The sequence below is a fragment of the Roseofilum halophilum BLCC-M91 genome, from assembly GCF_030068445.1.
Taxonomy (GTDB): Bacteria; Cyanobacteriota; Cyanobacteriia; order Cyanobacteriales; family Desertifilaceae; genus Roseofilum; species Roseofilum halophilum.
This window is the reverse complement of sequence record NZ_JAQPOK010000090.1, coordinates 36,396-62,754: the sequence shown is the minus strand read 5'-3', so window position 1 is coordinate 62,754 and position 26,359 is coordinate 36,396. Positions and strand designations below refer to the sequence as shown.

The 26,359-nt window shown below is 47.8% G+C and carries 25 protein-coding genes; 6 read left to right on the top strand and 19 right to left on the bottom strand.

The genetic code is table 11. The features are described from left to right. Positions 1-27 precede the first annotated feature (27 nt). From PJF56_RS12500 to PJF56_RS12470, 7 genes are all read right to left on the bottom strand, one after another. Positions 28-393: a tellurite resistance TerB family protein gene (locus tag PJF56_RS12500; RefSeq protein WP_283763008.1), complete on the bottom strand. Its 366-nt coding sequence runs from the start codon at positions 391-393 to the stop codon at positions 28-30. A 212-nt stretch (positions 394-605) separates the two neighbouring features. After that, positions 606-1,556 carry a GDP-L-fucose synthase family protein gene (locus tag PJF56_RS12495; protein ID WP_283763007.1) on the bottom strand — a complete coding sequence of 317 codons (951 nt, stop codon included), beginning with the start codon at positions 1,554-1,556 and terminating at the stop codon, positions 606-608. A gap of 19 nt (positions 1,557-1,575) precedes the next feature. Next, a complete protein-coding gene (gene gmd / locus PJF56_RS12490) occupies positions 1,576-2,604 on the bottom strand; it encodes a GDP-mannose 4,6-dehydratase (protein WP_283763006.1) in 1,029 nt (342 codons plus the stop codon). A gap of 362 nt (positions 2,605-2,966) precedes the next feature. Next, positions 2,967-3,695, bottom strand: a complete 729-nt coding sequence (locus PJF56_RS12485; protein ID WP_283763005.1) for an undecaprenyl-phosphate galactose phosphotransferase family protein — start codon at positions 3,693-3,695, stop codon at positions 2,967-2,969. A 131-nt stretch (positions 3,696-3,826) separates the two neighbouring features. Then, positions 3,827-4,972, bottom strand: coding sequence for a glycosyltransferase (locus tag PJF56_RS12480; RefSeq protein ID WP_283763004.1), 1,146 nt, complete (start codon positions 4,970-4,972; stop codon positions 3,827-3,829). A 25-nt stretch (positions 4,973-4,997) separates the two neighbouring features. Then, the gene (locus PJF56_RS12475) at positions 4,998-5,591 is read right to left on the bottom strand and encodes a chromophore lyase CpcT/CpeT (RefSeq protein ID WP_283763003.1); all 594 of its coding nucleotides are present in this window, start codon (positions 5,589-5,591) and stop codon (positions 4,998-5,000) included. 161 nt (positions 5,592-5,752) lie between these two features. Then, on the bottom strand, positions 5,753-7,108 hold the full coding sequence (locus tag PJF56_RS12470) for a proton extrusion protein PcxA (protein ID WP_283763002.1): 1,356 nt from the start codon (positions 7,106-7,108) through the stop codon (positions 5,753-5,755). A 443-nt stretch (positions 7,109-7,551) separates the two neighbouring features. Here PJF56_RS12470 and PJF56_RS12465 point away from each other — a divergent pair, with 443 nt between their 5' ends. Beyond that, on the top strand, positions 7,552-9,663 hold the full coding sequence (locus tag PJF56_RS12465) for a PD-(D/E)XK nuclease family protein (protein ID WP_283763001.1): 2,112 nt from the start codon (positions 7,552-7,554) through the stop codon (positions 9,661-9,663). A 92-nt stretch (positions 9,664-9,755) separates the two neighbouring features. Further along, positions 9,756-10,445, top strand: coding sequence for a DUF3318 domain-containing protein (locus tag PJF56_RS12460; RefSeq protein ID WP_283763000.1), 690 nt, complete (start codon positions 9,756-9,758; stop codon positions 10,443-10,445). 95 nt (positions 10,446-10,540) lie between these two features. On the opposite strand, the gene PJF56_RS12455 is transcribed toward PJF56_RS12460, so the two are convergent. From PJF56_RS12455 to PJF56_RS12430, 6 genes are all read right to left on the bottom strand, one after another. Next, on the bottom strand, positions 10,541-10,804 hold the full coding sequence (locus PJF56_RS12455) for a type II toxin-antitoxin system RelE family toxin (protein WP_283755893.1): 264 nt from the start codon (positions 10,802-10,804) through the stop codon (positions 10,541-10,543). Next, positions 10,801-11,028 (bottom strand): hypothetical protein, encoded by a 228-nt coding sequence (locus PJF56_RS12450; RefSeq protein ID WP_283762999.1) that lies wholly within the window; start codon positions 11,026-11,028, stop codon positions 10,801-10,803. The genes PJF56_RS12455 and PJF56_RS12450 overlap by 4 nt, the downstream gene beginning before the upstream one ends. Beyond that, complete coding sequence (locus PJF56_RS12445) at positions 11,012-11,173, bottom strand: hypothetical protein (RefSeq protein WP_283762998.1); 162 nt, start codon at positions 11,171-11,173, stop codon at positions 11,012-11,014. Before PJF56_RS12445 ends, PJF56_RS12450 begins: the two co-directional genes overlap by 17 nt. A 10-nt stretch (positions 11,174-11,183) precedes the next feature. Beyond that, the gene (locus PJF56_RS12440; RefSeq protein ID WP_283762997.1) at positions 11,184-12,560 is read right to left on the bottom strand and encodes a hypothetical protein; all 1,377 of its coding nucleotides are present in this window, start codon (positions 12,558-12,560) and stop codon (positions 11,184-11,186) included. Between the two features lie 140 nt (positions 12,561-12,700). Further along, entirely contained in the window at positions 12,701-13,039 is a 339-nt protein-coding gene (locus PJF56_RS12435; RefSeq protein WP_283762996.1) for a hypothetical protein, read from the bottom strand. Positions 13,040-13,221: 182 nt separating this feature from the next. Beyond that, a complete protein-coding gene (locus PJF56_RS12430; protein WP_283762995.1) occupies positions 13,222-15,807 on the bottom strand; it encodes a CHAT domain-containing protein in 2,586 nt (861 codons plus the stop codon). 741 nt (positions 15,808-16,548) lie between these two features. On the opposite strand from PJF56_RS12430, the gene PJF56_RS12425 reads away from it, so the two are divergent. Continuing rightward, positions 16,549-16,734 (top strand): hypothetical protein, encoded by a 186-nt coding sequence (locus tag PJF56_RS12425; protein ID WP_283762994.1) that lies wholly within the window; start codon positions 16,549-16,551, stop codon positions 16,732-16,734. Next, entirely contained in the window at positions 16,731-16,970 is a 240-nt protein-coding gene (locus PJF56_RS12420; protein ID WP_283762993.1) for an AbrB/MazE/SpoVT family DNA-binding domain-containing protein, read from the top strand. Before PJF56_RS12425 ends, PJF56_RS12420 begins: the two co-directional genes overlap by 4 nt. 201 nt (positions 16,971-17,171) lie before the next feature. Here PJF56_RS12420 and PJF56_RS12415 read toward each other — a convergent pair whose 3' ends face one another. The 3 genes from PJF56_RS12415 to fumC form a co-directional block, all read right to left on the bottom strand. Continuing rightward, positions 17,172-17,495, bottom strand: a complete 324-nt coding sequence (locus PJF56_RS12415; protein WP_283762992.1) for a DUF4926 domain-containing protein — start codon at positions 17,493-17,495, stop codon at positions 17,172-17,174. A gap of 130 nt (positions 17,496-17,625) precedes the next feature. Beyond that, on the bottom strand, positions 17,626-17,787 hold the full coding sequence (locus PJF56_RS12410; protein ID WP_283762991.1) for a hypothetical protein: 162 nt from the start codon (positions 17,785-17,787) through the stop codon (positions 17,626-17,628). A 65-nt stretch (positions 17,788-17,852) separates the two neighbouring features. Beyond that, on the bottom strand, positions 17,853-19,256 hold the full coding sequence (gene fumC, locus PJF56_RS12405) for a class II fumarate hydratase (RefSeq protein ID WP_283762990.1): 1,404 nt from the start codon (positions 19,254-19,256) through the stop codon (positions 17,853-17,855). A 192-nt stretch (positions 19,257-19,448) separates the two neighbouring features. Here fumC and PJF56_RS12400 point away from each other — a divergent pair, with 192 nt between their 5' ends. Next, entirely contained in the window at positions 19,449-20,093 is a 645-nt protein-coding gene (locus tag PJF56_RS12400; RefSeq protein ID WP_283762989.1) for a Uma2 family endonuclease, read from the top strand. An 18-nt stretch (positions 20,094-20,111) separates the two neighbouring features. Here PJF56_RS12400 and PJF56_RS12395 read toward each other — a convergent pair whose 3' ends face one another. Together PJF56_RS12395 and PJF56_RS12390 are read right to left on the bottom strand one after the other, a co-directional pair. Then, positions 20,112-22,553, bottom strand: coding sequence for a tetratricopeptide repeat-containing S1 family peptidase (locus PJF56_RS12395; RefSeq protein WP_283762988.1), 2,442 nt, complete (start codon positions 22,551-22,553; stop codon positions 20,112-20,114). A gap of 733 nt (positions 22,554-23,286) precedes the next feature. Next, on the bottom strand, positions 23,287-23,811 hold the full coding sequence (locus tag PJF56_RS12390) for a COP23 domain-containing protein (RefSeq protein ID WP_283762987.1): 525 nt from the start codon (positions 23,809-23,811) through the stop codon (positions 23,287-23,289). A gap of 228 nt (positions 23,812-24,039) precedes the next feature. On the opposite strand from PJF56_RS12390, the gene PJF56_RS12385 reads away from it, so the two are divergent. Next, entirely contained in the window at positions 24,040-24,846 is an 807-nt protein-coding gene (locus PJF56_RS12385; protein WP_283762986.1) for an SH3 domain-containing protein, read from the top strand. Between the two features lie 52 nt (positions 24,847-24,898). Here PJF56_RS12385 and PJF56_RS12380 read toward each other — a convergent pair whose 3' ends face one another. Beyond that, entirely contained in the window at positions 24,899-26,341 is a 1,443-nt protein-coding gene (locus PJF56_RS12380; protein WP_347179534.1) for an ABC transporter permease subunit, read from the bottom strand. Between the last annotated feature and the right edge of the window lie 18 nt (positions 26,342-26,359).

The window sequence follows — 26,359 nt, the reverse complement described above, 5'->3', positions numbered from 1 at the left end:
TTTATAAGACCCTAGAAGGTCTGCCGACTAAACTTCTCCTGATGATTCGGGGAAGACTAACCGAAACAAGGCCCAAATAAACTTACTTTCATCAGGTTCTATACCATTAACATCAATGACTTCTTTGGCCACATCAAAAGCGAAGGTTTGTTGATGGAAGGGGAGCGTGCGTAGGGCTTTGTAGGCTAACTGGAGCGCCAGGGTAGGGTTATTGGCCGCATCTTGCACATTAGCGATCGCCCGATCGAGTTCCTCATGAACCAAATCTGGAGTCACTTCCAGTTTATGGGCCAGGCGATCGACAATCAATTGCTTTTCTTCATCATTAGCAGAACCATCGACTACAGCCGCCAGAGCGGTTAAGGTGACCACATTTTTTAAGAAAGGATTCATAGTATTTTGCCTTAAATCAAAACGATATAGCGCTTTGGGCTGGTAATGGGTAATGGGTAATGGGTAATGGGTAAATTAATCCCCCTATCTCCCCATCTCCCTATCCCCCCATCCCCCACCTTGATATTTTTCTGGGGAGAATGAAAACCCCCTGCTTTTTAAGGGGGGTTTCGGCTGTCACCGACATGAAAGGGGGGATCGAGAAACACTAATTACTCAACTTCCCCATGGGTGCGATACCAGTCAATCGTTCGTTTCAGTCCTTCGCGAAACTCCATATTCGCCGTAAACCCAAACCAGTCCTTTGCCCGTTGGGTGTCCAAACATCGGCGCGGTTGACCATTCGGCTTATCCGTTTGCCAGACAATTTCGCCCTTAAAGTCCATTAACTCACAAATCAGTTCCACTAAATCGCGGATGGTGATTTCGTAACCGGTTCCTAAATTCACCGGCTCAGAGTCATTGTACTTCTGAGTGGCCATCACAATGCCCCGTGCTGCATCGGTGGAATAGAGAAACTCCCGACTCGGCGAGCCATCTCCCCAAGCGAGAAGGGTTGCATCTCCCCGTTGTTGAGCTTCGTGGACTTTGCGAATTAAGGCAGGAATCACATGGGAACTGCTGGGATTAAAGTTATCTTCTGGCCCGTATAAGTTTACCGGCAAGAGGAAAATACCATTAAATCCATATTGTTGCCGATAGGATTGGAGTTGAACCAGGAGAGCTTTTTTGGCAATGCCATAGGGGGCATTGGTTTCTTCGGGATAACCGTTCCAAAGGTCTTCTTCTTTGAAGGGAACGGGGGTAAATTTCGGGTAGGCGCAGATGGTTCCCACACAAACAAACTTTTGGATACCCGCTTGGTAAGCTGCATGGATGAGCTGGGTTCCCATCATCAAGTTATCGTAGAACAGTTCTGCCGGTTTTTCCCGGTTGAGACCAATTCCCCCCACATGGGCAGCCAGGTGGATGATGATATCTTGATTTTGCACAACTTGCTCGCAGGCACTCATTTGCCGCAGATCGCGATCGCGCGATCGCACAATGGTAATCTGCTCAGGATTCGCCCCTGCTGACTGAAGCTGCTCGATCACCTGACGACCGAGAAACCCCGCGCCCCCCGTGACCAAAATCCGCTTATCCTGCAATTCTATGGTGGTCATCTTTTTTCCTCAATCTGCCTTAGTCAAATCCATTGCCCAACTGTTTGGTTTTCTCTAGCGCTTCTCGATCTGAGTCCACCATTAATTTTACTAGCTCCTCGAAGGTAACGGAGGGTTCCCAACCCAGTTTTTCTTTGGTTTTGCTGGGGTCACCAATGAGTAAATCTACTTCCGCAGGACGCAGATAGCGCTCGTCAAACTCCACATAATCTTGCCAGGTTAAGCCTACATGGGTAAAGGCAATATCGAGAAATTCGCGAATGGAGTGGGTTTCATTGGTGGCGACTACATAATCATCCGGTTGCTCTTGCTGAAGCATCAGCCACATGGCGCGTACATAGTCTTTGGCGTAGCCCCAATCCCGTTTTGCGTCTAAGTTCCCCAGATAGATTTTCTTTTGCAGTCCGGCTGTAATCCGAGCAACGGCACGGGTGATTTTACGGGTGACAAAGGTTTCTCCCCGACGGGGGGATTCATGGTTAAACAGGATGCCGTTACAGGCAAAGAGATCGTAGGATTCCCGGTAGTTGATAGTTTGCCAATGGGCATAGACTTTGGCGCAGGAGTAGGGACTACGGGGATAGAAGGGGGTGGTTTCTTTTTGCGGCACTTCTTGGACTTTCCCAAACATCTCCGACGATCCGGCTTGGTAGAATCTGACCTGATTGCCGGTACGATGTTGGTAATCGCGAATGGCTTCTAGGAGTCGTAGGGTTCCCATGGCGACGGTATCAACCGTATATTCGGGGGAGTCGAAGCTGACGCGCACGTGGGATTGAGCGCCTAAGTTATAGACTTCCTGGGGTTCAATTTCTTCTAAGATCCGGCGTAGGGTTGTGCCGTCGGTGAGATCGCCATAGTGGAGGAAAAATCTGGCTTTTTCTTCATGGGGATCGATATAAATGTGATCGATGCGATCGGTGTTGAAGCTAGAACTGCGGCGAATGATTCCGTGGACTTCATACCCCTTTTCGAGTAAGAATTCACTCAGATAGGAACCATCTTGACCGGTAATTCCTGTAATCAGCGATCGCTTACGTTGTGTCATCGGTAATTTTCCTTGCGTCGTATAAATTAGAGTTTAATCGTACCTGATGCCGACCCTAAAACCTATGAGCATTCAGAAAATGCCCAATCTAGCTTAACACCTAGTCCTTGGGTCTTAGGCGATCTCAGTTTTCCTTTTTCCTATTTTCTAATTCTATAACCGGATCGATCCGTTCCCAACCCCCAATAAATAGGGAGTCCAGGTTATTTCTGAACTCCCTATCTCTTAGAGCCGGTTTTAGAGCCGTTTACTTTAGTATGGGTAGTATAGGGCAGGCATTAATCATATATGGGGACTTGTCAGAGAGCAAAGATTGTCCCATTACCTATTACCCATGACCTATTACCGCGCTTTGCGCTGTATTAGTAAGCTCCATTTCCTTTGGGGAAAATGACCACCCCAATGGTTTTAATCACAATCCACAGATCCATCCAAAAATTCTTGAAATTTACATAGTACAGGTCAATTTGAATTCTCCGAGGGTAGGGAATATCATTGCGTCCTGATACCTGCCACAGCCCCGTGATTCCCGGCTTAATGGTTAACACTTTGTCAATATGTTTACCATACTTGTGCAGTTCTTCCGGAACCAGGGGACGGGGGCCAACAACGCTCATATCTCCCTTAAGGACATTCCAGAATTGGGGAAATTCATCCAAGCTAGTGACTCGGAGAAACTTACCAATCCAGGTTATACGCGGATCGTGTTTTAGCTTAAAGTTAGTCTCAAACTCTTCCCGCATCTGGGGAGAAGCGGCCATCATCTCGGAGAGAACCCGATCCGCATTGGGAATCATGGTTCTAAATTTGATACACTTAAACAGTTTGTAATCTTTTCCCACACGCTCTTGTATGTAAAATACAGAACCCTGAGAGTTCAGTATAATCAACAGGGTTAGAACAAGATAAACCGGGGAAAACAAGACGAGAACAGCCAGCGAGAAGAAAATATCGAAGGCCCGTTTAAAAAACTCTCCGTTGAGACTGATGGATAGACCTTGATGTCTCGCTCTAAATCGTTGAGGACGAAATCCGCGCTTGACATAGATCCGAGCAGTCTTGCCAGAGATAAATTGACTCTCAGCAGTCATCGTACTCCTCTATTTCACACCACACACACCTAATCATAAAGCCACTGACCCCGAATCAGAAGAATTTGATTCCAATTATTCTGAAGTTAGGGATCGGGGCTGGGAAAGTTATACCCATCAGAACTTGCCCATCAGAACTGTTGTAAGTCTTGATAAGCCCGTTTGAGTAGATCACTATAACGCTCTTCAAAGACTTTCGGGTGAAACTGGGTCGAATGGGTATGAATTTGTTCGGGGTTAAAGGGCGATCGCCCCAATTCCTCAAACTGTTCCACCACTTCCATCAACGATTCTGGGGTTTGCTGAGGGAATAATAACCCGGTTGCGCCCTCTGGGTGAGTCCGAAAATCGCGAACCGTTTCTAAAGCGCCTCCTTCTCCATAGGCAATGACGGGAGTCCCACAGGCTTGTGCTTCGACAATAGCCATGCCAAAGTCTTCACAAGCGGCATACACAAAGGCTTTAGCCTCACTCATGTATTGATTCACCACTTCATTGGACTGAAACCCCAGAAACTCAATATTGGGTTTGGCCATCTCTTCGAGTTCCTCCCGTTGAGGCCCTGTACCAATAACTACCAGATGCCGACCCAACTGGTTAAAGGCCTCCACCATGAGCCGTACTTGCTTGTAGCTCACCAAACGGCAGACGGTGACATAAAAATCCTGTTTTTTGGCTTGAAACGGAAAGCGATCGATATCGATAGGAGGGTAAATCACTTCTGCTTGACGGCGATAGCAGCGCCAAATTCGCCTGGCAGTATGCTTGGAGTTGGCAATGAACCGATCCACCCGATTGGCCGATATCACGTCCCATAGCCTCATTTTGTGGAGGATATAGCGACTGACCCAACCGGGTATACCCCGGCCTAGTTTGCTCTGCCTCAGATAGTCAAAGGTCAAATCCCAGCCATAGCGCATGGGAGTATGGCAATAGCATAGGTGCAGTTGTCCGGGACGGGTGAGGACTCCTTTGGCGACTGCATGGGAAGAGGAGAGGATAATATCATACTCGCCTAAATCCAGTTGTTCGATCGCCAAGGGCAGCAGAGGCAGATAGTTTTGTACCCCTCGACGGGCAAAGGGAAAGTGCTGTAAAAACGTGGTTCCAATCTGGCGCTGATAGAGATAACTTTCGGGGTTCGTGGATTCAAAGTCAATCAGAGCATACAGATCCGCGTCAATATGTTTGAGAATCTCTTTAACCACCAGTTCAGATCCCCCCGTGGCTAAGGGGGTTAACCATTCATGGACAAGGGCATATTTGAGTTCGGGCATGTTGAAGAAAGGGGCGAGTCATTTCCTATTGACTTTGTACTTCATCGGCAAAGTTTTCCCAACGGACAAACTCGAAGGGGCCAGCAATGGAACCCCAAACCCTTTCATCGGTTTCTAGGTCACGTCCGCGATCTAAACTAATCAGTCCTTGTGGACTGACTTCAAATTCGCTGTCCAGATAAGTCGTTTTACCGTTACGAACCACTACACAACCTTTTCCCGGTTCGACTGTGGCTTTGAAACTATGGCCCGTCCATTGCACTTGGAAGGTACATCCGGGCAGTTTTTCGATCCGGTCTGCGGTCAATTTCTGGAGGCGATCGGGTTGTCGAGATGCACCATAAAACTCTTGTTCATCGAGAACTTTATGATTTTCGACTTCAATGTGATTCTCCTTAAGGACAAAGTTCAGAATACGGGTGCGATAGGGTTGAGTGACATCTAGATCGTAGGCTTGCTCTAGATATAAACTAATATTGCCCATCAGATCGAAAGGTAGTGGACGCATACAAACGCGAATATGGGCAAAAAAGGGCGGATTTTCAAAAGCTTGCTCTTGATTACTAAAGTCAGCGGCCATCCAACGGGCTAGGGTAACAATATCTGTAGAATGGGTCATAACCATTAAAACTTCAAAATTCAAAGTTATCTTCTATCGCTTCCTGAATTCTACGCTAAACAACAGGAAATGGAAACCCAGGTCTCAGAGGTGCAACATGCAAGTACGGCAATTTTTGGAAAATGGAGCTTTATCTCATACGGTATCTAATACGGTGCGCTTTATTCATTCATTTCTTTATAGGTGGCAACAGAGGAGGGAGAAATACGGTTTAGGTAGCGGAAAATCCAATACTTAAAGACGGTATCTAGAATAACGGGAAAGGTGGCAATGAAAAGGAAAATAAATTCTCGACTTTCGGGAAGTCCAAAATGCCGGGATAAGCCTTCGAGAATGACTTCCCAACCGTGGGGAGAGTGGAACCCAACGAACATATCGGTAAAGAGGATAATAATAAAGGCTTTGGCACTATCACTTAAGCCGTAAATTAGGTCATCCATGAATGATTTAAGAACGGTAATTTCTCGCTTACTGGTATAAACAACCCAGCCAAAGGCGACAAAGGCAAAAAAGTCAGAAAAAACGTTTTTTACTGCGTCGGAACTGTGCGTTTTGAACTCTTCTTTGATTTCTTCGGCTTTATGATGCAGTTCTTTTCGTACCTCTTCTGGAGTCATTTCTGGTAGCTCGCCAATGAGCATTTCAAATTTGATTTGGCTTTCAAATTTCTCTAACTCCATGAAGGCTTCGGCTTCCATGTCCTCATTCAAAAATACGGAGATTTGCTCCCGATCTTTGAATTTATCGACAATTGGCCCGACGATGAAGTTGCTGGCAATTTGTTGGGTTAATAGGGGGATCAGAAACGCCAGTAAAATAAATCTTAGGGAAATAATTGTCTTGAATTTGGAGATCCGAAACCGATTCATTAATTCTTCTTCGGTTTTGGGATCGAGTTCTTTTTGAACTCGTTTGAATGTCCCTAAAATAGTGCGGGGCAGAAAGCTGGATTGATCGGAAATGGTTTCGGCGTTGGTGATTTCTTCGACCGTCGGTGGTGGTAGGGATTTGGAGCGATTGGATTGAGAAGATTTGGATTTGGGTACAGTGAGGGATTGAGATTGATCGACGGGAATGACGGCTTTAGAATCGGATGAGGGTTGGGAACCGTATCGAGTTAAGACTCGATCGATGGTGGTGAGTTTCTCTAGGGTAAGTTGGGAGTCTTCAATGGGATTTTTGTCGAGATTGATGCTGCTGGATTGCCACAGGCTATTGGCGAGTTTTCGAGAGGAAGAGTTGACGAAAAAGCGGCTGGTATTGAATTCAGATAATCGAATGCGAGCGGCGTTTAAGTTGTTAGTCAGTTCTTGCTTAAAATAAGACTGAACTGTGCTATTATATTGGGGAGAATTAGGAACAATCTTTTGTCCGCCAAAGTATTCATCTTCGATCGCCTGAATTTTCAGCACAGCTTCGTAGGCATCATCTAAGGCGCGATCGGGGGTTTGCCAAAACCAGCGATTGAGAACGCGAAAGGAAGATTGCAACTTTTGCCAGGGAGAGCCTTTAGCCATGTGATTCCAGGAAATTCAGAGAAAATGGAGTTCAATTACCAGCGCCTGGCGCTATGAATCGTATCTTATCAGAAAAATGGGTTGAAAACCCCGTCCTTTTAGGACGGCTTTGCGGTATAATAAAGTTGGTCGACCCACCCGCGACGATGGAAACAGAAAGCCTAACTTCAAAGTTTGCGGAATCCGCAACGGCGCAGAAAAATCGGTAGACCGGGAAAAGAGGATGGGGCAATGGGCAGTCCAACCCTTGAATCAACAAAGTAAATCAAGATTTCTTCTTTGAGATTTCAACACATAAGGCGGCAGGGCTTGCCGTGTCAGTCTGCGGAGCGAGTGTAAGACCGGAACAGAGTAAATCTGTGAAGGCAACTGCTATGAAACAGAAACCTAAATCGTGAGGTTTAGGAATCCCCTCGCCTTTAGGCAGGGGAGGATGTCAACAAATGTCTTCTAACTCGTGTAGCGTGTCTTTCAATTCCTTTTGGATCGTGGGGCCGTCCCGTAGTGGTAAAACCCGTCGCCTGGTTGAGTATATCGGCGAGCAAGTCTGGTCGGAATGGGATGCTGGCTATACGGCTAACCCGATGATTCTGGTGTTCGCGGCAACGGGGGATAATCGTCTAGATTTGGACGATCGCCTCACTCGCTTAGACCCCCCTCGCGGGGGATTGTTGAGCCAAACCACCACTCCCCTAGGCTTTTGCCTCAATCAAGTCAGTCTCTTTTGGCCCCAATTAATGCAGCACCTGGCGATCGAATCCCAGTTTCCGGTGCGTCTGCGGCCCGAAACCGAGCAAGAATTAGCCCAAGCCCTATGGCAAGAGGATTTAGAGCGGGGAGCCTTAAGTTTAGAAGGGGTGTCTCCCGTGCGGTTGGTACGGCAACTGTTGGATACCTGGGCCCTAGGGGCTGCCAGTGGTGTGGCGATCGCCGATATTCCCACAATTCTGGAAGAGGGAGAACTGGGAAGCTGGGCCAAAACTCCGGATATTTGGGATAACATCGGCGTGGCGCTCAAGCAATGGCGCAGTTGGTGCTTAACCCATGGCCTTCTCACCTACGGACTGGCGCTGGATCTGTATGGACAATATCTGATCGGCGATCGCCACTACCAAACCTATCTCCTAGAACGCTATCAGAGCCTCTGCGCCGATGATGTAGACGAATACCCCGCCATCATGCGCTATTTGTTCGAGCTATTTCTGGAGCATGAGCGCCCCTGTCTATTCACCTACAACCGAGAGGGGGCGATTCGCATTGGCTTAAATGCTGACCCCCAGTACATGGGCCAAATTGCCCAGCGTTGCCAGATTGAAGATCTGGGAAATCGCCCCAACCAAGGACTAGCGAGAACTCTAGACCTCGACCAAATCGAACAAGTCATTAACCCCCTATTCGCCCAACCCGTGCGACTGCCTCCCGAATCGATCCAATCTTTGCAAACCGTCTCGCGATCGCAACTTCTACGGCAAACCGCCGAAACCATCATCGATGCCGTTCAGAACCAACACATCCCCCCCCAAGACATCGCCATCATCGCCCCCGGTTTAGACGACATCGCCCGCTATACCCTGCTCCATCTCCTGGATCGAGCCGATATTCCCCTGCGTCCCCTGAACGAACAGCGCCCCCTGATCGCCTCCCCCCTCATTCGCGCTCTGCTTACCCTGCTAACCTTGGTGTATCCCGGTTTAGGGCGACTGGTGAACCGAGAGGCGATCGCCGAAATGCTAATTATCCTCAGCCATCCCCTCCTGGGAACCGCCCAACCCAACCAACCGCCCCCCTATTGGATTGACCCCGTGCGAGCCGGTTTGATCGCCGATTACTGCTATGTTCCCGACCCCGATCGTCCCCACCTACTCCCCATGGAAGTCTTTGACCGATGGGATCGCTTAGGCTATCGTCCCAGCACCGCCTACAATCAAATTAGAACCTGGATTGAGAATCAAAAACAAGAACACTCAGAACGCCTACTCACCACTCCCCTCATCTTCCTCGATCGCGCCATTACCCGGTTTTTCCTCACCCATACCCTGCCCTACGACCAACTAGCCGCCATCCGGGAACTGATGGAAACGGCCCATCACTATTGGCAGATCCATCATCGCTTGCATCCCCAGCACTCCCCCCTCAAGCAATTCATCCAGCTCCTGCGCCAAGGGGCGATCGCCGCCAACCCCTACCCCGTGCGACCCACCGGCCCCAAAGCCAACACCGTCACCCTGGCCACCATTTTCCAATACCGTTCCAGTCGTCTGTCCCACCGATGGCACTTTTGGCTCGATGCCAGCTCTCCCCTCTGGCTGAAAGGGGGAGCCGCTAATTTATGGGCCGCGCCCCTGTTTTTACAGCACCGTTTAGGTAAACCTTGGACAGTAGAACAGACTCAAGAAGCCGATGAAGAACGACTCAGACGCATCTTACTCGATTTACTCAGTCGCGCAGAAGAGCGAGTTTATCTGTGCCATAGCGATCTCGCCGTCAATGGTACAGAACAAACGGGGCCCTTGTTTGCTTTAGTGAGTGCGAGTCTTAAGTTCAGTCATCAGTAGCAAATGAGAAATAAAAACCCATTCAGCCAGCGTCCAAGATATACTCGACATAAGACGACCTACTTGTTTTGTCAGATTCTAGGGCAAGCGATATGAAATCCTATGCAACCTCCTCTGCGAGAGCAGAAATGAACGAACTGCGCCGCTTAAAAGGCTTATTGCCGCCAGAACTGCAAAGTTGGGTGATCGTAGAGGTGGCAACAGAAATGAACCCTCCCTTGGTGCGATCCGAAGAAATTGGCAATGATGAAGTGGAAATTCAGATTGATTTAGCCAAATGGGATCAACTGGCGATCGACCAACGCAATCTTCTCTTTTGGCATGAAGTGGGGCGGATTCAGAATGATACGATTCCCAAAGATGGCTGGGAAATGGCAGCCCTAGCCATTGGTTTAGGGGGCGCAGTGGGAGAGCTTTGGGTACAAGATGGCTTGTTGCTTCTGCTCGCTCTGGCGTTATGTGGCGTTTCCGGTTATCGCCTCTATCAGAAAAATAACCCTGAAAAGACTTTACACGAAGCCATTCAAGCGGATGAAAAGGCGATCGCCTTAGCCACCCGTTTTGGCTATACCCTACCCAATGCCTACAAGAGTCTCGGTAGTGCCTTAAAGATCTTAATTGAACAAAACCCGAAAAAACGCCAACGCAGCCGCTATGAAGCCCGTTTGCAAGCGCTCAAGCGCAGTGCATCAAAGGCGAAAGCTAGAGCTAAGGGTAAAACGGATGCTCCCTTTGCTGCCGAACCGGAAGCTGATTATCGTTCGGAAAATATCTTTGGTTGAGTCTCAGGAGTGAGGAGTAAGGAGGAATTTTTGGGCCTCCCTATTCCTTATTTCTGTCTTTCGGTTGCGATCGCTCTTTATATCAGATAACTAGGTTAGCCAAAGAAGCGTTCATAATCATCATGATTGCCAATCCAAAACCAGGTTACTGTATCGTTTTCCTTGAATCCCAAAACTCGATAATTGCGCGTCACTCGTACTGACCAAATCTCCTCCTCTGAGTTAATACACTTAAAATGGAGAGAGGGATGAAAGGGATTGTCCGCCCATAGCCGATAGGCCTTGCGAGTACGTTCTCGAACTTCATGATTAAGCTGACGATACTGCTGCCAAAATGAAGGCAGAACCTCAGATTTCATAACTGCTCATAATCCATTTTTGTCGCTTTTCCCGCAGCCCGTTCTTGTTTCGCTTGTCGTGCGGCTGCAACTAAGGCGGATTGGGTGCGACGAAAGGACTCATCCCACTGTTTTTCATCCTGTAAATCGGCAATATACTCGCGCACATGAGCGACGATTTGTTGTTGGATTTCATCGGGTAAAGGCTCTACCATCTCTACCAAATCTTTAATGGCTAATGACATGATCTGCTCCTATTAGGATTTCGTTTGATGATTTAGAGAGCTGCTTGTCTGGATTTTGGCGATCGCCATTTCTCTCGATTCCTTCTACTTTACCGCGATTCATGACGATGATGCGATCGCTCATAAACTTGACGACGCTCTTCACAGAACACTTGTTAAGGGTTTTTGCGACCTGATCGCCTCCTAGCACTGCACCAGATTAACAGTTTTACGCCACCCCAGGCTAATAGAGCGAAGGCAAAGCTCACCAGAAGGGCGATAATAAAGGGATGGGGGCGATCGCCATGATGCTCTTGCCAGGGCAATGTCCAGGGTTCCTGGAAGATGAGGGTGGAGGTGGAGGCAACGATCGCACCCACGGCAATGGCACTCCCAAAGGTTTGGATCTGATGCTCTAGGTTGCGATCGCTCTCTGCTTGGTCGATTTCTACTGTTCCTCGGATGGAGGCGATCGCTGTATTAAACAAATCTATCCCGTTATTAAAATAGCCTAAATCTGCTTCAATTTGGCGATCGAAGTGTTGCCCCTTATTGTCGCTAAACTGTTGGATAAATGATAGTTCTTCCTTATCAAGTCCTAGTCTATCACAAATTTGTGCAACTTGCTCATTGTAATTGTAAACATTTATTGCAATAGTCTTCTTAAAATCTTCCAGTTTTCCCAAGTTGCGCGTGTAGGGGAGAGACTCCTGGGCAAAATATTTCAAGCTGGTTTTGAACGACTCCAAATAATCATCACGACTGGCATCATTGTGGCGATCCAGTTCTTTCTGTAAGTTGTCGAGCTTGGTTTCTAGAATATTGTAAGCTCGATCAAGTTGATCGTACATCGAGCGACTGTTTTGAAAGGCTTTAACAATTTTGGCTCGATAGAACAGCAGATCGGTAAAATAACTCATGCAAGTATTAATTTTATCCTGGGCTTCTTCATCTCGAAACAACCAAATCAGGACATGGGGCGCGGTGTCATCTTCAGAAGTGGGGTTATATTCAAAAATGGGGCTACCAAACAGTGTTCCTTGGCGACAAAATTGGGGGGATTGGGTGAATAAAACCTGATAGCAGTGATCTGCTAAATTCCGAAGTTTTTTTAGATCGCGCTGTTGATTCACCCGACTTAAATAGGCTGTGACGAGCAGGGTTTGTCCTAGGAAATTTTCCTGGGGTGGAACCCAGTTGAATTGGAGGGCTGACAGTTGCTGAACATCCACGCGATCGAGGGCATCCTGTTCATCATCATAGCCGAGATTGGCACGGACAGCATAGCTATCTTTAAGTTTCAAGGGTTGAAGATAGCCACTAATCTCTGGGGAATCTTGGAGTTTGAAGCCAATAGAAGAACCTTGAGCTAGTAAAACGCGGCTTTTTTCGCGCTCCGTAATCTCTAGAGTTTTGCCAAAGCGAGATAATAGGAGGTTGGCGGCGTTCCAAAAGGTTGCATCCGTTTTTTTATCCGCAAGTTGATACGCCCATAAATAGAGATTAGGGGCTAAGAGAAAAGCATCTGGATTCGGTTCTGGCGGATGTTTCATTGAGATAGATTTTTTATATAAGTCAGTGACGATCAGTCATTGCGAATGGAACGCAGTGGAATGAAGCAATCTCGATCATCTCGGTAAACTCGGCGATTGCTTCCCTGCGGTCGCAATGACAATTGTTCATTATTCATTGTTCATTGTTCATTATTCCGGCTTCTCTCCTCCAGGACTTTAGAGGTTTTCGGAAAGCGGTTGGCGATACTATTATCTTCAGTATCTGGCGGGGGTTCGTTATTTTCTTCGGACAACTTGCGCGGTGGGCTTTCCAAGATTTTCTCCGTCAGTTGCGGATAATCGGAACACCATGCCATTAACCGTTGCATGAGTACCTCATCCGATTCCGATGCGAGTTTGGGCATCATTTCTTCTAGTTTTTCTAAACCGGCAATGGCTCCGGAGGTGGTAAAGATATCATCCGGGTTGGTTGCCCAGACTTGGAAGAATTTGGCGATCATTTCTTTGGGAGTAATCATTTGAACAATTAACAATTAACAATTAACAATTAACAATGAAGAATTATCTCATTCTCCGCGTCCCCGTGTCCCCGTGTCTTCCCCATTCCCCCATTCCCCCATTCCCTCATTCTCCGCGTCCCCGTGTCTCCGTGTCTCCGTGTCTTCCCCACTCCCCCATTCCCCCATTCCCCCATTCCCGATTATTGGCCTACGGCGTAAAAGGCGGCCCAGTGGTAGGGGGATTGATAGGGTTGATAGTGAGGTTTGAAGCCGAGGGAGAATCGTTGTTGTATGGAGGGTTTATGGGCTTCGGGCATGAGGGAACAGGTGCTAATCCAGTTTACCAAATCGGCGCAGGTTAGGGAGCGCATCCACTCTTGGGTGTGTTTGAGGGAGAGGGCAACGGGGGGTTGGGGTTGGGTCAAGAGGGTTTCGTAGAAGCGAATCATGAAAATGGCGGTAGAGAGGTCATTGACTGCCCAGAGTGTGCCTAGGACGTTCCGCGCACCGGCAAAGAAAAATCCGGCGAGAATGCTGATATATTCGTCGCTGGTGGTGGCGATGTCGGTGATGCCGGTTTCGCAGGCAGAGAGGGTAACCAGCCGACATTGGGGTAAGCGCAGATTAAAGATTTCGGGGACGGTGAGGCATTCGGCGACGTTGAAGTTGCCCCGTCGGGAGCGGATGACGGCGAGACCTTTTTCGGGGGTGGGAGTTGCGGGGAGTTGGGCGTTGGCGAGGATGAGTCCGGAATGGCGGGGGTTGCTGAAGTTGAAGAAGCCGTGACAGGAGAAATGGGCAAACTGGAGGGTTTTGAATTGGGGAGTGGCTTGGGTGAAGGCGGTTTTATGGGCAGCTTTGCCAGGGAGGACGGTGGCAGGGTTGAAGGCGCTTTGAATGGCTTCGACTTCAATCTGGGCAAAGGTGAGGTCGCGGGTGGGGTTTTGGATGGCAAAGAGGGATTTATCTGTGGGTTGTGGGAGAGTTTCGGAGAGGGAGAGTTGCAGGATTTGGCTACTGGGGATGTAGCGGATGCCTTGGGGGAATTGGTCGCTCAGGATGCCCTCTCCCCCTGCCCCCTCTCCCACGGGGGAGGGGATGCCCTCTCCCCCTGCCCCCTCTCCCACGGGCGAGGGGGTGTCTTTTTCTCCTGCTCCCTCTCCTACGGGGGAGGGGATGGGTAGGGCGTGGAGGGGGAAGAGGTGGAGGTAGCGGTAGGGGACGAGGATCAGGTGTTGGCAGTCGGGGGGGATGTGGGAGAGGAGGTTAGGGAGTTGCAGGAGGTGGGCTAACCGGTGGAGGTAGGTGGGGAGGGTTTGTCGCCAGTGGTTATCGCGGTGGAGATAATCGGTTAAATACTCATCTTTTAACTGTTCTAGGGCATCGACGGCGCTGCTGTCGGTGGAGAAGAGGGTGGGCTGTTGGGCTTCGGGGGTGACGATGAAGGCGTGGATGCCTTGGGAGGTAAAGTACCATTCGATCAGGGCGGTGTGGGCAGGGACTAGGGCCTGAATTTCTCGGTAGCGGATGGGTTGGACAGATTGCCCAAAGCGGAATTTGGGGTCGTGGGGGGTGATTTCGGTGGCGATGAAGTCGTCGAGCTGTTGACGGAGCTGGGTGAGGGAGGGGGAGGGAACGGCGCTAGGGGAGACCGAGACCTGGAGGCTGCGGCTGTCGTCGGGGCTGGAAGCCTGGGGGCTGCTGCCGTTGGTTTGCTGCTGGAGCTGCCACCACTGTTGATAGAGCTGGTTGTAGCGCTCCCAGACTTCTTGGGGGAGGGTTTCGGGTTTGAGGCGGGTGGCGGCGATCAGGTCTACGAGGTTTCTGGCTTTGCTGCGCTCGGCATATTCCAGGGCGGCGCTGGGGTTGTCCAGGTCTAGGCAGACTTCGATCATGTTGCGGTAGAGTTTCTGCCATTCTTCCGCCAGTTTCTGTTTGTCGGCCTCGCCGCCGATGATGATGGCGCTGCGGATGCTCTCTAGGGTGTCAATGGCGGCGGCAAAGCTGTCATAGGCTTGTTGGGGTTGGGAAGCGTCCCGATAGGCGAGGCCGAGGTTAAAGAGGGTTTCGACATGGTTTTGGGGGAAGGCGCTGCGGGTTCTCACTTCTAAAGCCGCTTCATAACAGGCGATCGCCCGCTCCAGGTTCTGGGCACGCTCTCCCCGCAGGCGATCGGAGTATTTGTTTCCTAAACTATTTTGGGCGATCGCCCAATACTCTGGAGCGTCTTGGCGCGTAAAAACTTGCAAGAATATCTCTAGACAAGCGATGGCAATTTCGATGTTGTTGGCTCTGCTGCCATAGCGAAAGCTAGAGACGATCAGATTAAAGTAATAGAGAACATTGGCAATAAATTCCCGCTCTGAGGAAGTTGCGGTTTCTAGTCTTTCTGTAGCCCAAGCTTTCAAGATCTGGGCCAAGTTCAAGTCTAATTTCTCTAAGTTCTGTTGCAAGAGCGGATGAACGACTGCTGCATCTCCGTTGCTCTCTGCTGTGGCTTGCAACACTTGCATCAGAAAACTTAAATACTCTTGCTCGGTGACGTTTGCTCCTCCTTCTCCCCCCTCCAGGTCTAGCGCTTGTGCCAACTGTTGCACCAGGTCGAGCAGAAACCGGGCCTCATTTTCCCTCCCCTCCTCCTGCATCTGTTGCGCTATCTGTCCGCAGGTGAGCAAAAAGTCCCGATCCAGCAACTCGCGGTTGTCATTGAGCCGTTGCGCTTCTTCACCCCTGGGACAGGTGAGCAGTTCTTGGATTAGGTTCAGGTAGGCAGGGATGCGTTCCATGTCACAATTAACAATGAATAATGAACAATTAACAATTGGGGGGGATAGCTTGAGTGTAGCGCAATCGGGCTGCCCTCTCCCTATATCCCTCTCCCACGGGAGAGGGACTTACAGCGCTTCGCGCGGTAATCGGTAATGGGTAATGGGCAGAAGGGAAAACCATTTTTTACGCTATGCGTGCCCATTCTTCAGGCTTTTCATGGGACAACACTCTCAAGGAACATTTCGATTACTGTACCTCATAACATCGAAAAACGCTGTAATTCCCCCCCCCACGAGGTTTTAGAAACCGGGTTTCTTGCGTATCTGTGGTTGGTGTCCACAACTTGGGCAGAAACCCGGTTTCTTTTGCCTCAGCAGTTGGTGCGTTACGCTGTCGCTAACGCACCCTACTGCCTTGACAACCCTAAAATGGTGGGTTACGGCGGATTGATAGATTGCTGTCAGAGTCTATGTTTTAGCCGCCTAACCCACCCTACGCTAATGCACTATTTTAGCTGTGTCATGGCACTACTGCCTTGACAACCCTAAAATGGTGGGTTACGGCGGATTGAGAGATTTCTGTCACAGTCTAGGTTTTAGCCGCCTAACCCACCCTACGCTAATGCACATTTTTAGCTGTGTCACGGCACTACTGCCGTGACAACCCTAAAATGGTGGGTTACGGCGGATTGAGAGATTTCTGTCACAGTCTAGGTTTTAGCCGCCTAACCCACCCTACGCTAATGCACATTTTTAGCTGTGTCACGGCACTACTGGATTGACTGGGGCAGAAACCCGGTTTCTTTCGGGGAGCGATCGCAAGGAGAGAGTAAGATGGGAGGCGATAAGACGGGCAGCGATCGCTTTTATGAAACGTATATCCCAATTGGCGATCGCTTGTATGATGAGTATATTTTAGAACTGGAACAAGAGGGTTTACTATGACCGGTCATCACAAATTTTCTCAGCTCACTGCACATTTTTCCGAGAGCAGGAAAGCTAAAATTGCTGCCAAAACTGAGCAGATTAAAAAAGAAATGGCATTCACTCAAATCACTCCTTCTGGGGAAATTGCCCTACCCCCCGAAATTATCGACTGGTTGCAACTCAAACCGGGTGACTCCATCCATTTTGCCATTTCTCCTGATGGTAAAGTTTACTTAGAACCGGCCAAAATTTAGGATCGCGTTTACGACACTTATCTGGGAATCGGCGATCGCTTGTATGATGAGTACATTAATCCGAAAGTGGTACAGCGATGACCATCAAAGAACAACTCATTATATTACGCGATTAGGAGAAGCGATCGCGAATTTAGTACAAGATCCTTCTGCCTGATTGAGAAATCCGGGTTCCTCCGCGTCTCTTGGCGATCGCACTTCTTAACTCACCGGAGTCGTTTGGTCTTTTTGCAAAAGAAAATCAAGGTATTCTTCTAGTTGTTGTTGTCGCTGTTCTGACAGATTGCGAAATTTACTTAAAATCGCTTCTTCTCTCAAATAGTCACTCAAGAGTATAATCTGTGAAGCCCTTACTTCAATGGTGATTTCCGGAACATCAAACCCTTCTAAACTATACCCATCTTCTTGGGATTCTGGCATGGGATAATGTTCAACAATGGTGGCAGTATCGCCTTGTTTTAGCTGATATTGGGGCAAGTCTTCAGTGAGGGCAACTTGGGAAAATAAAGGATGTTGAGTTTTCATTGATTTTCTCCTTTGTCGGGGACTAGGGTTACAAATCGGGTTCCATTATTATTGGTCATCCATATGGTTAAGGTTTTGAGTTCAATTAAGAAAACCATATTTTATTCTCGTTGGTTTTGATTATCGTGCATTACCAGGCTTGTAGACGCAAGGATTCAGAGGTTATCTCTTTATTTTCCCACAGGCCAGCCAGCTCAAAAAACGCTTGCTCTTTGTCCAAGCTAGGATCGGGGCTGGTGTTTTCGGGGGGTTGCTGCGATCGCCCTTCCAAGCGTTCAATGAATTCAATCACTTGATGCTGTTGTTCGGGGGGAAATGCTCGGATTTTGGCGATCGCAGGGAAGCATTGATCTGGTATTACTGGGGATAAACCATATTTTCGGCTACGACAATGCGATCGAATTCTTCGGCGGAAATATAGCCCAATTCCAAACAGGCTTGTTTCAGGGTTAAGTCTTTTTCTAGGGCATAATGGGCGACTTTCGCTGCATTATCATAGCCGATCGCCGGACTCAGAGCGGTCACTAACATTAACGACTCGTTCAGATAAGTATTAATTTTTTTCTGATTTGCTTGCAGTCCATCTAACAGAAAATCAGTAAAATTATTGCAAGTATCACCCAATAAGGTCATGGATTCCAACAGATTAAAAATCATCATTGGCTTAAAAACATTCAGCTCAAAATGACCTTGGGAACCGGCAATACTAATGGCCGTATCATAGCCGATGACCTGAGCCGCAACCATCGTCATAGCCTCGCATTGGGTGGGATTGACCTTACCCGGCATAATCGAAGAACCCGGTTCATTTTCTGGTAAAATTAACTCTCCTAAACCACAGCGCGGCCCGCTCCCTAAAAAGCGAATATCATTGGCAATTTTCATCAAGGAACAAGCTAAGGTTTTTAAGGCTCCACTGGCCATAATAATGGCATCATGGGCCGCAATTACCGCAAATTTATTGGGCGCAGAAATAAAGGGATAGCCGGTTAAATGGTGAATTTTTCGCGCCACCAATTGGGCAAAGCCTTTGGGTGCATTTAACCCCGTACCGACGGCGGTTCCTCCCAGTGCTAATTCATACAAATCGGGTAGGGTTTGTTCGATGCGCTTCAAGTCTGCGGTTAATTGGGCTACATAACCCGAAAACTCTTGACCGAGGGTGAGGGGAACGGCATCTTGGAGATGGGTGCGGCCAATTTTGACAATCTGGGCAAACTCCTCTGATTTCTGTTGCAGAGCATCCCGCATTTTGGTTACCTTCGGAATCAGGTGCTGATGAAGTGCCAACACTGCGGCAATATGCATGGCGGTGGGAAAGGTATCATTGGAGGACTGGGACATATTGACATGATCGTTGGGATGGATGGGGGTTTTGCTTCCGAGTTTTCCCCCAGCAAAGGCGATCGCCCGATTGGCAATCACCTCATTGACATTCATGTTGCACTGCGTCCCACTTCCCGTCATCCACACGCGCAGGGGAAAATGATCGTCGAGTTTACTGGCAATAATTTCATCGGCGGCTTGAGTAATTAATTTGGCCTTATCCTCTGGCAGCTTACCCAATTCCTGATTGGCGATCGCGGCGGCTTTTTTCAAGATGGCAAAGGCCACAATTACCTCTTGAGGGATAAAATTGTGACCAATCGAGAAATATTTGAGCGATCGCTGGGTTTGCGCTCCCCAATAGCGATCGCTCCGCACCTCAATTTCCCCCATACTATCGGTTTCAATCCGAGTCTTGGCTGCATCTTGCGTCATAATCTTAGTTTCTCCATCGCCCAATATCTTAGATTGTAGAGTGACTTGGAAATCCCGCAAAGAGGGGAGACAGGGGGACAAGGAGATCCTCAGCGAAGATCGAGATATGCTCCTTTCTTTGTCGCTCTTTATCTGTTTGTGATAAATTATAGCTAAAGTATGCATGTTTAATCTTTAATTTTTAATTGAATTATGCTAGACCTAAAACTCAACACTCTATTTCCTCAACCTCCTTTATCTCACCAGGATTCAGAAGACCGCTATTTGACCAATAGCGCCACTTGGGAATACTATGAAAGCTTGCTCAATATCATTGGAGACAATGGCGGTTATCGGGTTACTTATTTAGATGGAGTTTTAGAAATCATGTCCACCTCTCGTCGCCATGAAACGGAAAAAACTCGCATTGGCAATTTACTAGAACTTTACTTTTTAGAAGCCGATATCGAATATTTTCCCTTTGGCTCCACTACCTTGAAACAGGAGGAACAGCGAGCGGGACTAGAAGCGGATGAGGGATACTGTTTTGGCACAGATAAGGAGGTTCCCGATTTAGCGATTGAAGTGGTGGTTACCCATGGTGGAATTAATAAATTAGAGGTGTATCGTCGCTTGCAAGTGTCTGAAGTCTGGTTTTGGCAAAATGGCGAGATTTTAGTCTATCATTTGCGTTCCAATCTTCCGGTGGAATCAGAATCCAATTATGGTTATGAACGGATTGGTAACAGTGAGTTTCTTTCAGAGATTGACCTCACTTTTTTAGCAGAATGTGTTAAGAATCCCCAACCTTTAGCTGCGGCTAAGATTTGGAGGAATTCCTGGCGATCGCCAAGTTGAAATCAAAATTCAGATTAGTTAACTCCCCAACTGCTTCAAAGCTTCCAGGGCGCGTTGAAAATTGGTTACATCTGCTTGTGTATCAAAAAGTTCAGCCGCTTGTTGAAAATCGGCGATCGCCCCTTCCCGATCTCCAATGCGAGACCGGGCTAACCCCCGGTTTCCGTAGGTAAACGCATTTTCCGGTTCGAGTTCCAGCGCTCGACTATAATCGGCGATCGCCTGTTGCCATTGTTCTTCTCCAGCAAAGCGATTGCCTCGATTCAGATAAGCCAAAGCTAAATTGAACTTCAAGGCTGAGTTCTGAGACTCTCCATGGGAAATCACCCCTAATTTGGCGGTGACTGCCCCTCTAACATCTCCGCGATTTTCATACAAAATGGCCAGATTTTCCGGTAAACTTAAGGCAGAAGCACGATCCCAAAGAACCTCACGTTCCACGCCTTCGTGATCGGTAATCTGAACGGACAGGGCAACCCCTCGATCTTGCTTCCATAACTTCAGAGCCTCTTGATACACCCGAATGGCCTCTGAATAGCGCTGGAGTCGTTGTAACAAATGACCTTGGAGTTCTTGCAGATGGATATCATTAGGCACTAAAGTAATAGCCTGTTCCACCGATTGCAGAGCCTCATCATAGCGATTTAACCAGACGAACTCTTCAGCCCGCGCCCGCCAAGCGGGAGCAAAGCGTCCTTCACTTTCGGCGATCGCCTCTTCAAATGCAGCTAAGGCTTCATTGTAACGCTTCTGAAACCGCAACATCATTCCCAAACCATACCAAGCTTGATAGAAAGATTGATCCTGTTGAATCGCCCAATTAAAGGCCAGCATTGCCTCTTCATACTGCTCTAATTGCCAAAGACTAATGCCATAATTAAACCAGGCGATCTCATTCGTACTACTTTCGGGCGTGTCCAAATGTCGCAACAGAGAAACTTGAATTTGCTTGAGTTCCGTGGCGTGTAACTGGGGGGGCGGCATAGAATCAACATCTAGCCAGGCGCGATCGATCCCCACGGAAGAAGCTAACTGTAAAAAGGTTTGCATGGGGATTCCCAACCCATAACCGAGTTTTAGGGGGCGAATTTCTCCCCGATCGTCTTCTTTAATTTCCCCTGAACCGCGACCATGAACGCCAATCACATGACCTTGAGTGTCTAAGATTAATCCCCCACTCATTCCCGGAGCAGTGAGATTCGAGTACACCATCTCATAGCCATAGGTGAGAGATAAGGACTCAATTCCCCGTTGTCTTTGGGTTACCTCTAGAGCGCTTTGAATCTGTGAGTCCTGACTGAGTAATCGTCCACTCGTTAATAGACGGGTGGGAGGATGAGCAGAGCCGTGAGGAGTAGAAACCGGCCAACCTGAAACAAAGACATAATTTAAATCCTCCGAGCTACGCCAATCATAATCAGCTAAAGTCGCCACTTGATAAGGGGTATGGCTTTCAAATTCCACAATAGCTAAATCAACCCCTTCTAGGGGTTGTACTTTGTCTAACTCCATGGAATAACACTGACCATCTGGCGTGACAATCTTGTAGTTACTGGGGTTGCGAATCACATGCTCGGCGGTTAAGACATAATAGGTTGAATCATTCTGAGCTACAATCACCCCAGAGCCGGTACTTTTAGAATTGGCAATTAAAACCGTTGTTTGTTGGGCGATCGCATCCACCTGATGGACTAAATTCAGATTCACCCATTCAGGAACCACTTCTGCAATATGGTGTATGGGAATACCCCAAGCTACTTCTCGCATTCGATTTTGTAAGCCACTATCCGGTCGCGACCCATCTTCAAATACATAGGGATTACCCCACAGAGGGTAAGCCATCATCCCATTAATACTAATCACTTCTCCCTGCAAATTTAGGATCGGCCCCCCACTCATCCCTTTGTAAATATCATTGCTATATCCGATTTGATACCCCTGTTGCAGGGATTGGTCTGGGAGCAGTGTTATCTCTCCTTTCGTTAAATTTAAGCCCGGAATATCGTCAGCAAATCCCGCCGCCACTACTTTTTCCTTTGCCGTTAAAACATGGGACGATCCGAATTGAGCAATTTGATACTTTTGATCCGCTTGAAATTGCAACAGTTGTATGTCTCGATCTTCAATCACTAAATCCTTAATCCGAGTTGCTCTATAGATTTGACCATCTGGCGTTTCTATATGATAAGACTCTCCCGTAGCAATGACATGGGCCGTTGTGAGGACAGTATAGATTCTGCCTTCTCGGTGAATTAAGGTTCCCGATCCGCCCGTCGTGCCTGTTTTCACTTTTACTGTAATCGCTTCTGCAATATTTTTTAGCTCGGTATAAGATAAATCTATAGAGGCAGAGGCAATTTGGCAGTGAGGATAAGACACTTGATTGTGAAGTAATTTTAAGGATAAGCCCACCGATATACTACTCAGACCAGCCACCAATAATAGGATGAGGCGTTGCATCGTCAATCCACTCCAAATCTATGAATTACGGTTATCCCACCTCTGTTTGAGTGGGTTGGGTTTACCGAAACGCACTCCCCATACCATATAATAGCGTTTATGGGTATAGGGGTGTCACCCATTTTTAGAAATTGATGCCCCAAATGTCAACCCACAAGACTCTCCTCATCCAACAATTGAGGTCAAAATTGAATTTACACTTCTGCCATTAACCCAAAAGATTGGTTCCAGAGAGACAAACAATTCGTCCTCAACAAAGAATCACTAATCAAGGATAGGAATTGACAGAGAAAAAATAGAGTTGTTTTTATAGTTCATGAGATTTAATCAATCATCCGGAGGATTCGGGACTTAACAGGAATTGATCGATTCAGTATTTCTCTTTTTTGAGTTGTAATTAATACCAAAAACTGATTCTAGTCCTGATATTTTCTGGGAATACAGGCAAGAACCTTGGGTAGAGATCCCATCTATTCCTAATAAATTCTCTAGAAATATCCGTTATTCAACTTATTTTTGAGCATCAAAAAGCACCCGTGTAATGGCAATCCTTGAACAGGAAGCAGTGAGGACAAGAAAACACTGAACATAAAGTCAGTGTCAACACTAGCTAAATTGTGTTGAGTCGATTTAATTAGTGTACCGAGAAAATTCGATCAATTCAAGTTATATCAATTTAAAACAAGAGAAAAAAGAACCAATCTTGGTTCTTTAGAAAGAATTTTAGCTTAAACTAAAGGGATTCCACGGAATCTAGATCTGTAGGGGCTTCCTGGAGCAGTTGGTTCAAATCGATATAGACTTGATCGGTATTGGAACCTTGTAATAGAGGATTTAAACCATATTGTCCCACATCAAACAAATCTTGAATAACTCGGCTTGCACTCTCTCCAGGTTGGAGAGTAAAGAGTAGCCCTGTACAGGGCCCCCCCAAGACACTAGAGACACAAATAACATCCAGACCATCTTGAATGCCTGTGGTAATAAAATTAGCAATCCCTTGTTCTTGGTAAGTTTGTAGGCGATTAGAAACTTGCTCGCACCGAGTTTGAGGGTCATAGCCAAACGGAGTAAAATACTCTGAAACCCAGCGAATAATGGGAATATTCCCTCTCGGCACGAGAGCCAAGGTGGTGGGAATCCCATTACGGGAAGCGCCACAAGCAAAGGTTTGAGTCTTATTTGTCTTGATTTGGGCTGTTGCCCCAACCGCCAATAAGGACAACATCAAGGCTGTAACTGTAGATTTGAGCTTCATAGCAGTATTGGGATAACTGAAGCGAGGCAGAAAAAGACGAAGATGAACGATTTACCATAATGGTTTGAATTCTACTTTACCACTTCTGGCTCCGGAATAAAGAACCGGATTGAGGTTAATTTGATGATATATCTTTAACTAGAAAGACTAAAGGGCAGCGCGATCGCACTCGAACCGTAGTGGGTCATCGATTGCTCAGGATTCCTATGACTTCAGGAGTGAAACAGTATGAAATATGGCATTCGTGGATTAGTCGTTTTTGGATTAATGATGGTCAATTTTCCCGGTCGTTCTTTGCCAGCGATCGCCTCTACTCCCCCCTCCTACGTTGCCCAAAGCATTGTTGGAGAATGTAGAGCAGCTCGTACAGGAACCTTTATCTACTACGAACGTAATTTTGAGTCCGGTCAAATTCGCGGCCTGCAAGCCAACGATCGCGTTACCCTCGCAGGGAACGGAGGAGGCGGGTGGATTGCCATTAGTGAACCTACTGTGGGTTTTGTGCGTACCGAAGATCTTAAACCTTGCACAGTCGAACAAGTAACCCGGTGTGCTAATGTCAATTCATTCATTTATGAAAGTCGCTCTCTCGAATCTAGACCGGTTAGGGGGATACTGGCGGGCGAACAGCTTGTTTTAACCACAGAACAGGTGGACGAATGGCGCACGGTACTCGAACCCCGTCCTGGATTTATTTCAGACAACCGTTTACGAGAATGTAATAATTCTTCTTCAACCGTTGTACCGAGTCGTCCCCCAATGAACCGCCCTCAACCGACTACCAGCTTGTGTCGTCGAGTCACTCCTTTAGTTGATGATGGTCTCAATGTGCGCTCTGCACCAACTGAAGCGGCAAGGGTGGTCGAGACTCTAGTGCCAGGGACGTTGATCCGGCTGCGATCGACTGCTGCTCGAACAGATAGCACGGGGCGATCTTGGGTTTCCATTCTTTCTCCAGTATCCGGTTGGGTTTCCGATGGATTTCCGGGCAATAAAAGTAATTTAAGGCCGGTTCCTTGTGAGAGTAGTCGATAATCTCTTGATCTTTTTTGGTTGGGGATGGGCAAAGAACCCATTCCCCAGAGCGTTAAGCAGCTTTCCGGCGCTGTAAGGGATTCATCCTGGCTTCTAGCCACTTAAATCCAAAGGAAGATAGGGTGGTTAAGACCAGATACATTAAAGCTACGGCTAAATAAATTTCAAAGGAGCGATAGGTGGTTGCCACCATGAGTTGACCTTGGCGGAAGAGTTCCTCAAAGCCAATTACGGCGACTAAACTGGTATCTTTGACTAAGGTAATAAATTCGTTGCCCAAAGGCGGTAACATGCGCCGTAAGGCTTGGGGAAAAATGACATCTTGCATGGTTTGTAGGGGACTCATGCCTAGGGATTGACTGGCTTCCCATTGACCTTTATCAATGGATTCAATGCCCCCGCGCATGATTTCGGCGAGGTAGGCGGCACTATTTAAGCTTAGGGCTAAGACGGCTGCGGGGAAGCGATCGAAACTGAAGTCTAGACCTAATTCTCGGAATAAACCGGGAAGACCAAAGTAGATCATAAACAGTTGCACTAACATGGGGGTTCCCCGGAAGAAGTCTACATAGATGCGGCAGATGAGGCGCAGGGGTTTGTAGGGGGAAATGAGGGCGATCGCCACGGCTGTGCCCCCGATTAACCCGAAGGTAAAAGCCAGAGCCGTGAGCAGTAAGGTAATGGTTGAACCTTGAAGTAAGTTGGCAAACAGTTTTCCCCAATCGAAACTTATCACTTGTGCGGTTTCTAAGGAAGGGGGAACCAGGGGCAATTCGGGGGGTTCGCCCGCAAACCACGTTTGATAGACCTCGCGATAGCCCCCATTTTGAATCAGTAATCCTAGGGCATTGTTAATGTCATCTAAATAAGGGGAGTCTTTCGGCAAGGCAATGCCATAATATTCTTCGGTGACTAATTCGCCTACAACTTTTACGCCTTGTAATCCGGCTTCTTTGATGGCATATAAGGTTACTGGGCCATCATTGACTACTGCATCGACTTTGCCATTAATTAGCTCTTGTAGGGCTAAAGAGGCGGAATCAAAGGAACTGACGGTTGCGCCTTCGATGGTGCTGGCTTCTTGTGCGCCGGTTGTGCCAATTTGAACGGCGATGCGTTTGCCTTCTAGATCGGCAAAACTTTGAATGTTGGTGTTATTGTCTTGGACGGCGATCGCTAAACCGGCCTTAAAATAGGGGCGAGAAAAGGATACGGTTTGGGCCCTCTCTGCGGTGATCGTCATGCCACTAATGGCTGCATCCACGGTGTTGGACTGGAGCGCGGGAATAATGCCATCAAAGGGTAAGGTGATAAATTCAATGTTGAGTTCGGCTGCTTCACCAATGGCTTTCATTAACTGAATATCAAATCCTGTTAATTCTCCCGTTCCTTGGTCTTGCATTTCAAAGGGGGGAAAGGTGGGTTCGGTGGCAACTTTCAGGCTGGAGGGAGAATCTTGGCCCATCGTGGATACACTGGTGAAGAGGATGACCAGTAGACAACTGGCGATCGC

Coding starts and splice junctions, on each gene's coding strand:
- PJF56_RS12480 (WP_283763004.1), bottom strand. CDS start 4,972: ATGCCCGAACTCAAATATGCCCTTGTCCATGAATGGTTAACCCCCTTA.
- PJF56_RS12495 (WP_283763007.1), bottom strand. CDS start 1,556: ATGACCACCATAGAATTGCAGGATAAGCGGATTTTGGTCACGGGGGGC.
- PJF56_RS12500 (WP_283763008.1), bottom strand. CDS start 393: ATGAATCCTTTCTTAAAAAATGTGGTCACCTTAACCGCTCTGGCGGCT.
- PJF56_RS12400 (WP_283762989.1), top strand. CDS start 19,449: ATGCTAGACCTAAAACTCAACACTCTATTTCCTCAACCTCCTTTATCT.
- PJF56_RS12470 (WP_283763002.1), bottom strand. CDS start 7,108: ATGGCTAAAGGCTCTCCCTGGCAAAAGTTGCAATCTTCCTTTCGCGTT.
- PJF56_RS12415 (WP_283762992.1), bottom strand. CDS start 17,495: ATGAAAACTCAACATCCTTTATTTTCCCAAGTTGCCCTCACTGAAGAC.
- PJF56_RS12395 (WP_283762988.1), bottom strand. CDS start 22,553: ATGCAACGCCTCATCCTATTATTGGTGGCTGGTCTGAGTAGTATATCG.
- PJF56_RS12465 (WP_283763001.1), top strand. CDS start 7,552: ATGTCTTCTAACTCGTGTAGCGTGTCTTTCAATTCCTTTTGGATCGTG.
- PJF56_RS12485 (WP_283763005.1), bottom strand. CDS start 3,695: ATGACTGCTGAGAGTCAATTTATCTCTGGCAAGACTGCTCGGATCTAT.
- fumC (WP_283762990.1), bottom strand. CDS start 19,256: ATGACGCAAGATGCAGCCAAGACTCGGATTGAAACCGATAGTATGGGG.
- PJF56_RS12435 (WP_283762996.1), bottom strand. CDS start 13,039: ATGATTACTCCCAAAGAAATGATCGCCAAATTCTTCCAAGTCTGGGCA.
- PJF56_RS12460 (WP_283763000.1), top strand. CDS start 9,756: ATGAAATCCTATGCAACCTCCTCTGCGAGAGCAGAAATGAACGAACTG.
- PJF56_RS12455 (WP_283755893.1), bottom strand. CDS start 10,804: ATGAAATCTGAGGTTCTGCCTTCATTTTGGCAGCAGTATCGTCAGCTT.
- gmd (WP_283763006.1), bottom strand. CDS start 2,604: ATGACACAACGTAAGCGATCGCTGATTACAGGAATTACCGGTCAAGAT.
- PJF56_RS12450 (WP_283762999.1), bottom strand. CDS start 11,028: ATGTCATTAGCCATTAAAGATTTGGTAGAGATGGTAGAGCCTTTACCC.
- PJF56_RS12385 (WP_283762986.1), top strand. CDS start 24,040: ATGAAATATGGCATTCGTGGATTAGTCGTTTTTGGATTAATGATGGTC.
- PJF56_RS12440 (WP_283762997.1), bottom strand. CDS start 12,560: ATGAAACATCCGCCAGAACCGAATCCAGATGCTTTTCTCTTAGCCCCT.
- PJF56_RS12475 (WP_283763003.1), bottom strand. CDS start 5,591: ATGACCCATTCTACAGATATTGTTACCCTAGCCCGTTGGATGGCCGCT.
- PJF56_RS12430 (WP_283762995.1), bottom strand. CDS start 15,807: ATGGAACGCATCCCTGCCTACCTGAACCTAATCCAAGAACTGCTCACC.
- PJF56_RS12390 (WP_283762987.1), bottom strand. CDS start 23,811: ATGAAGCTCAAATCTACAGTTACAGCCTTGATGTTGTCCTTATTGGCG.
- PJF56_RS12420 (WP_283762993.1), top strand. CDS start 16,731: ATGACCGGTCATCACAAATTTTCTCAGCTCACTGCACATTTTTCCGAG.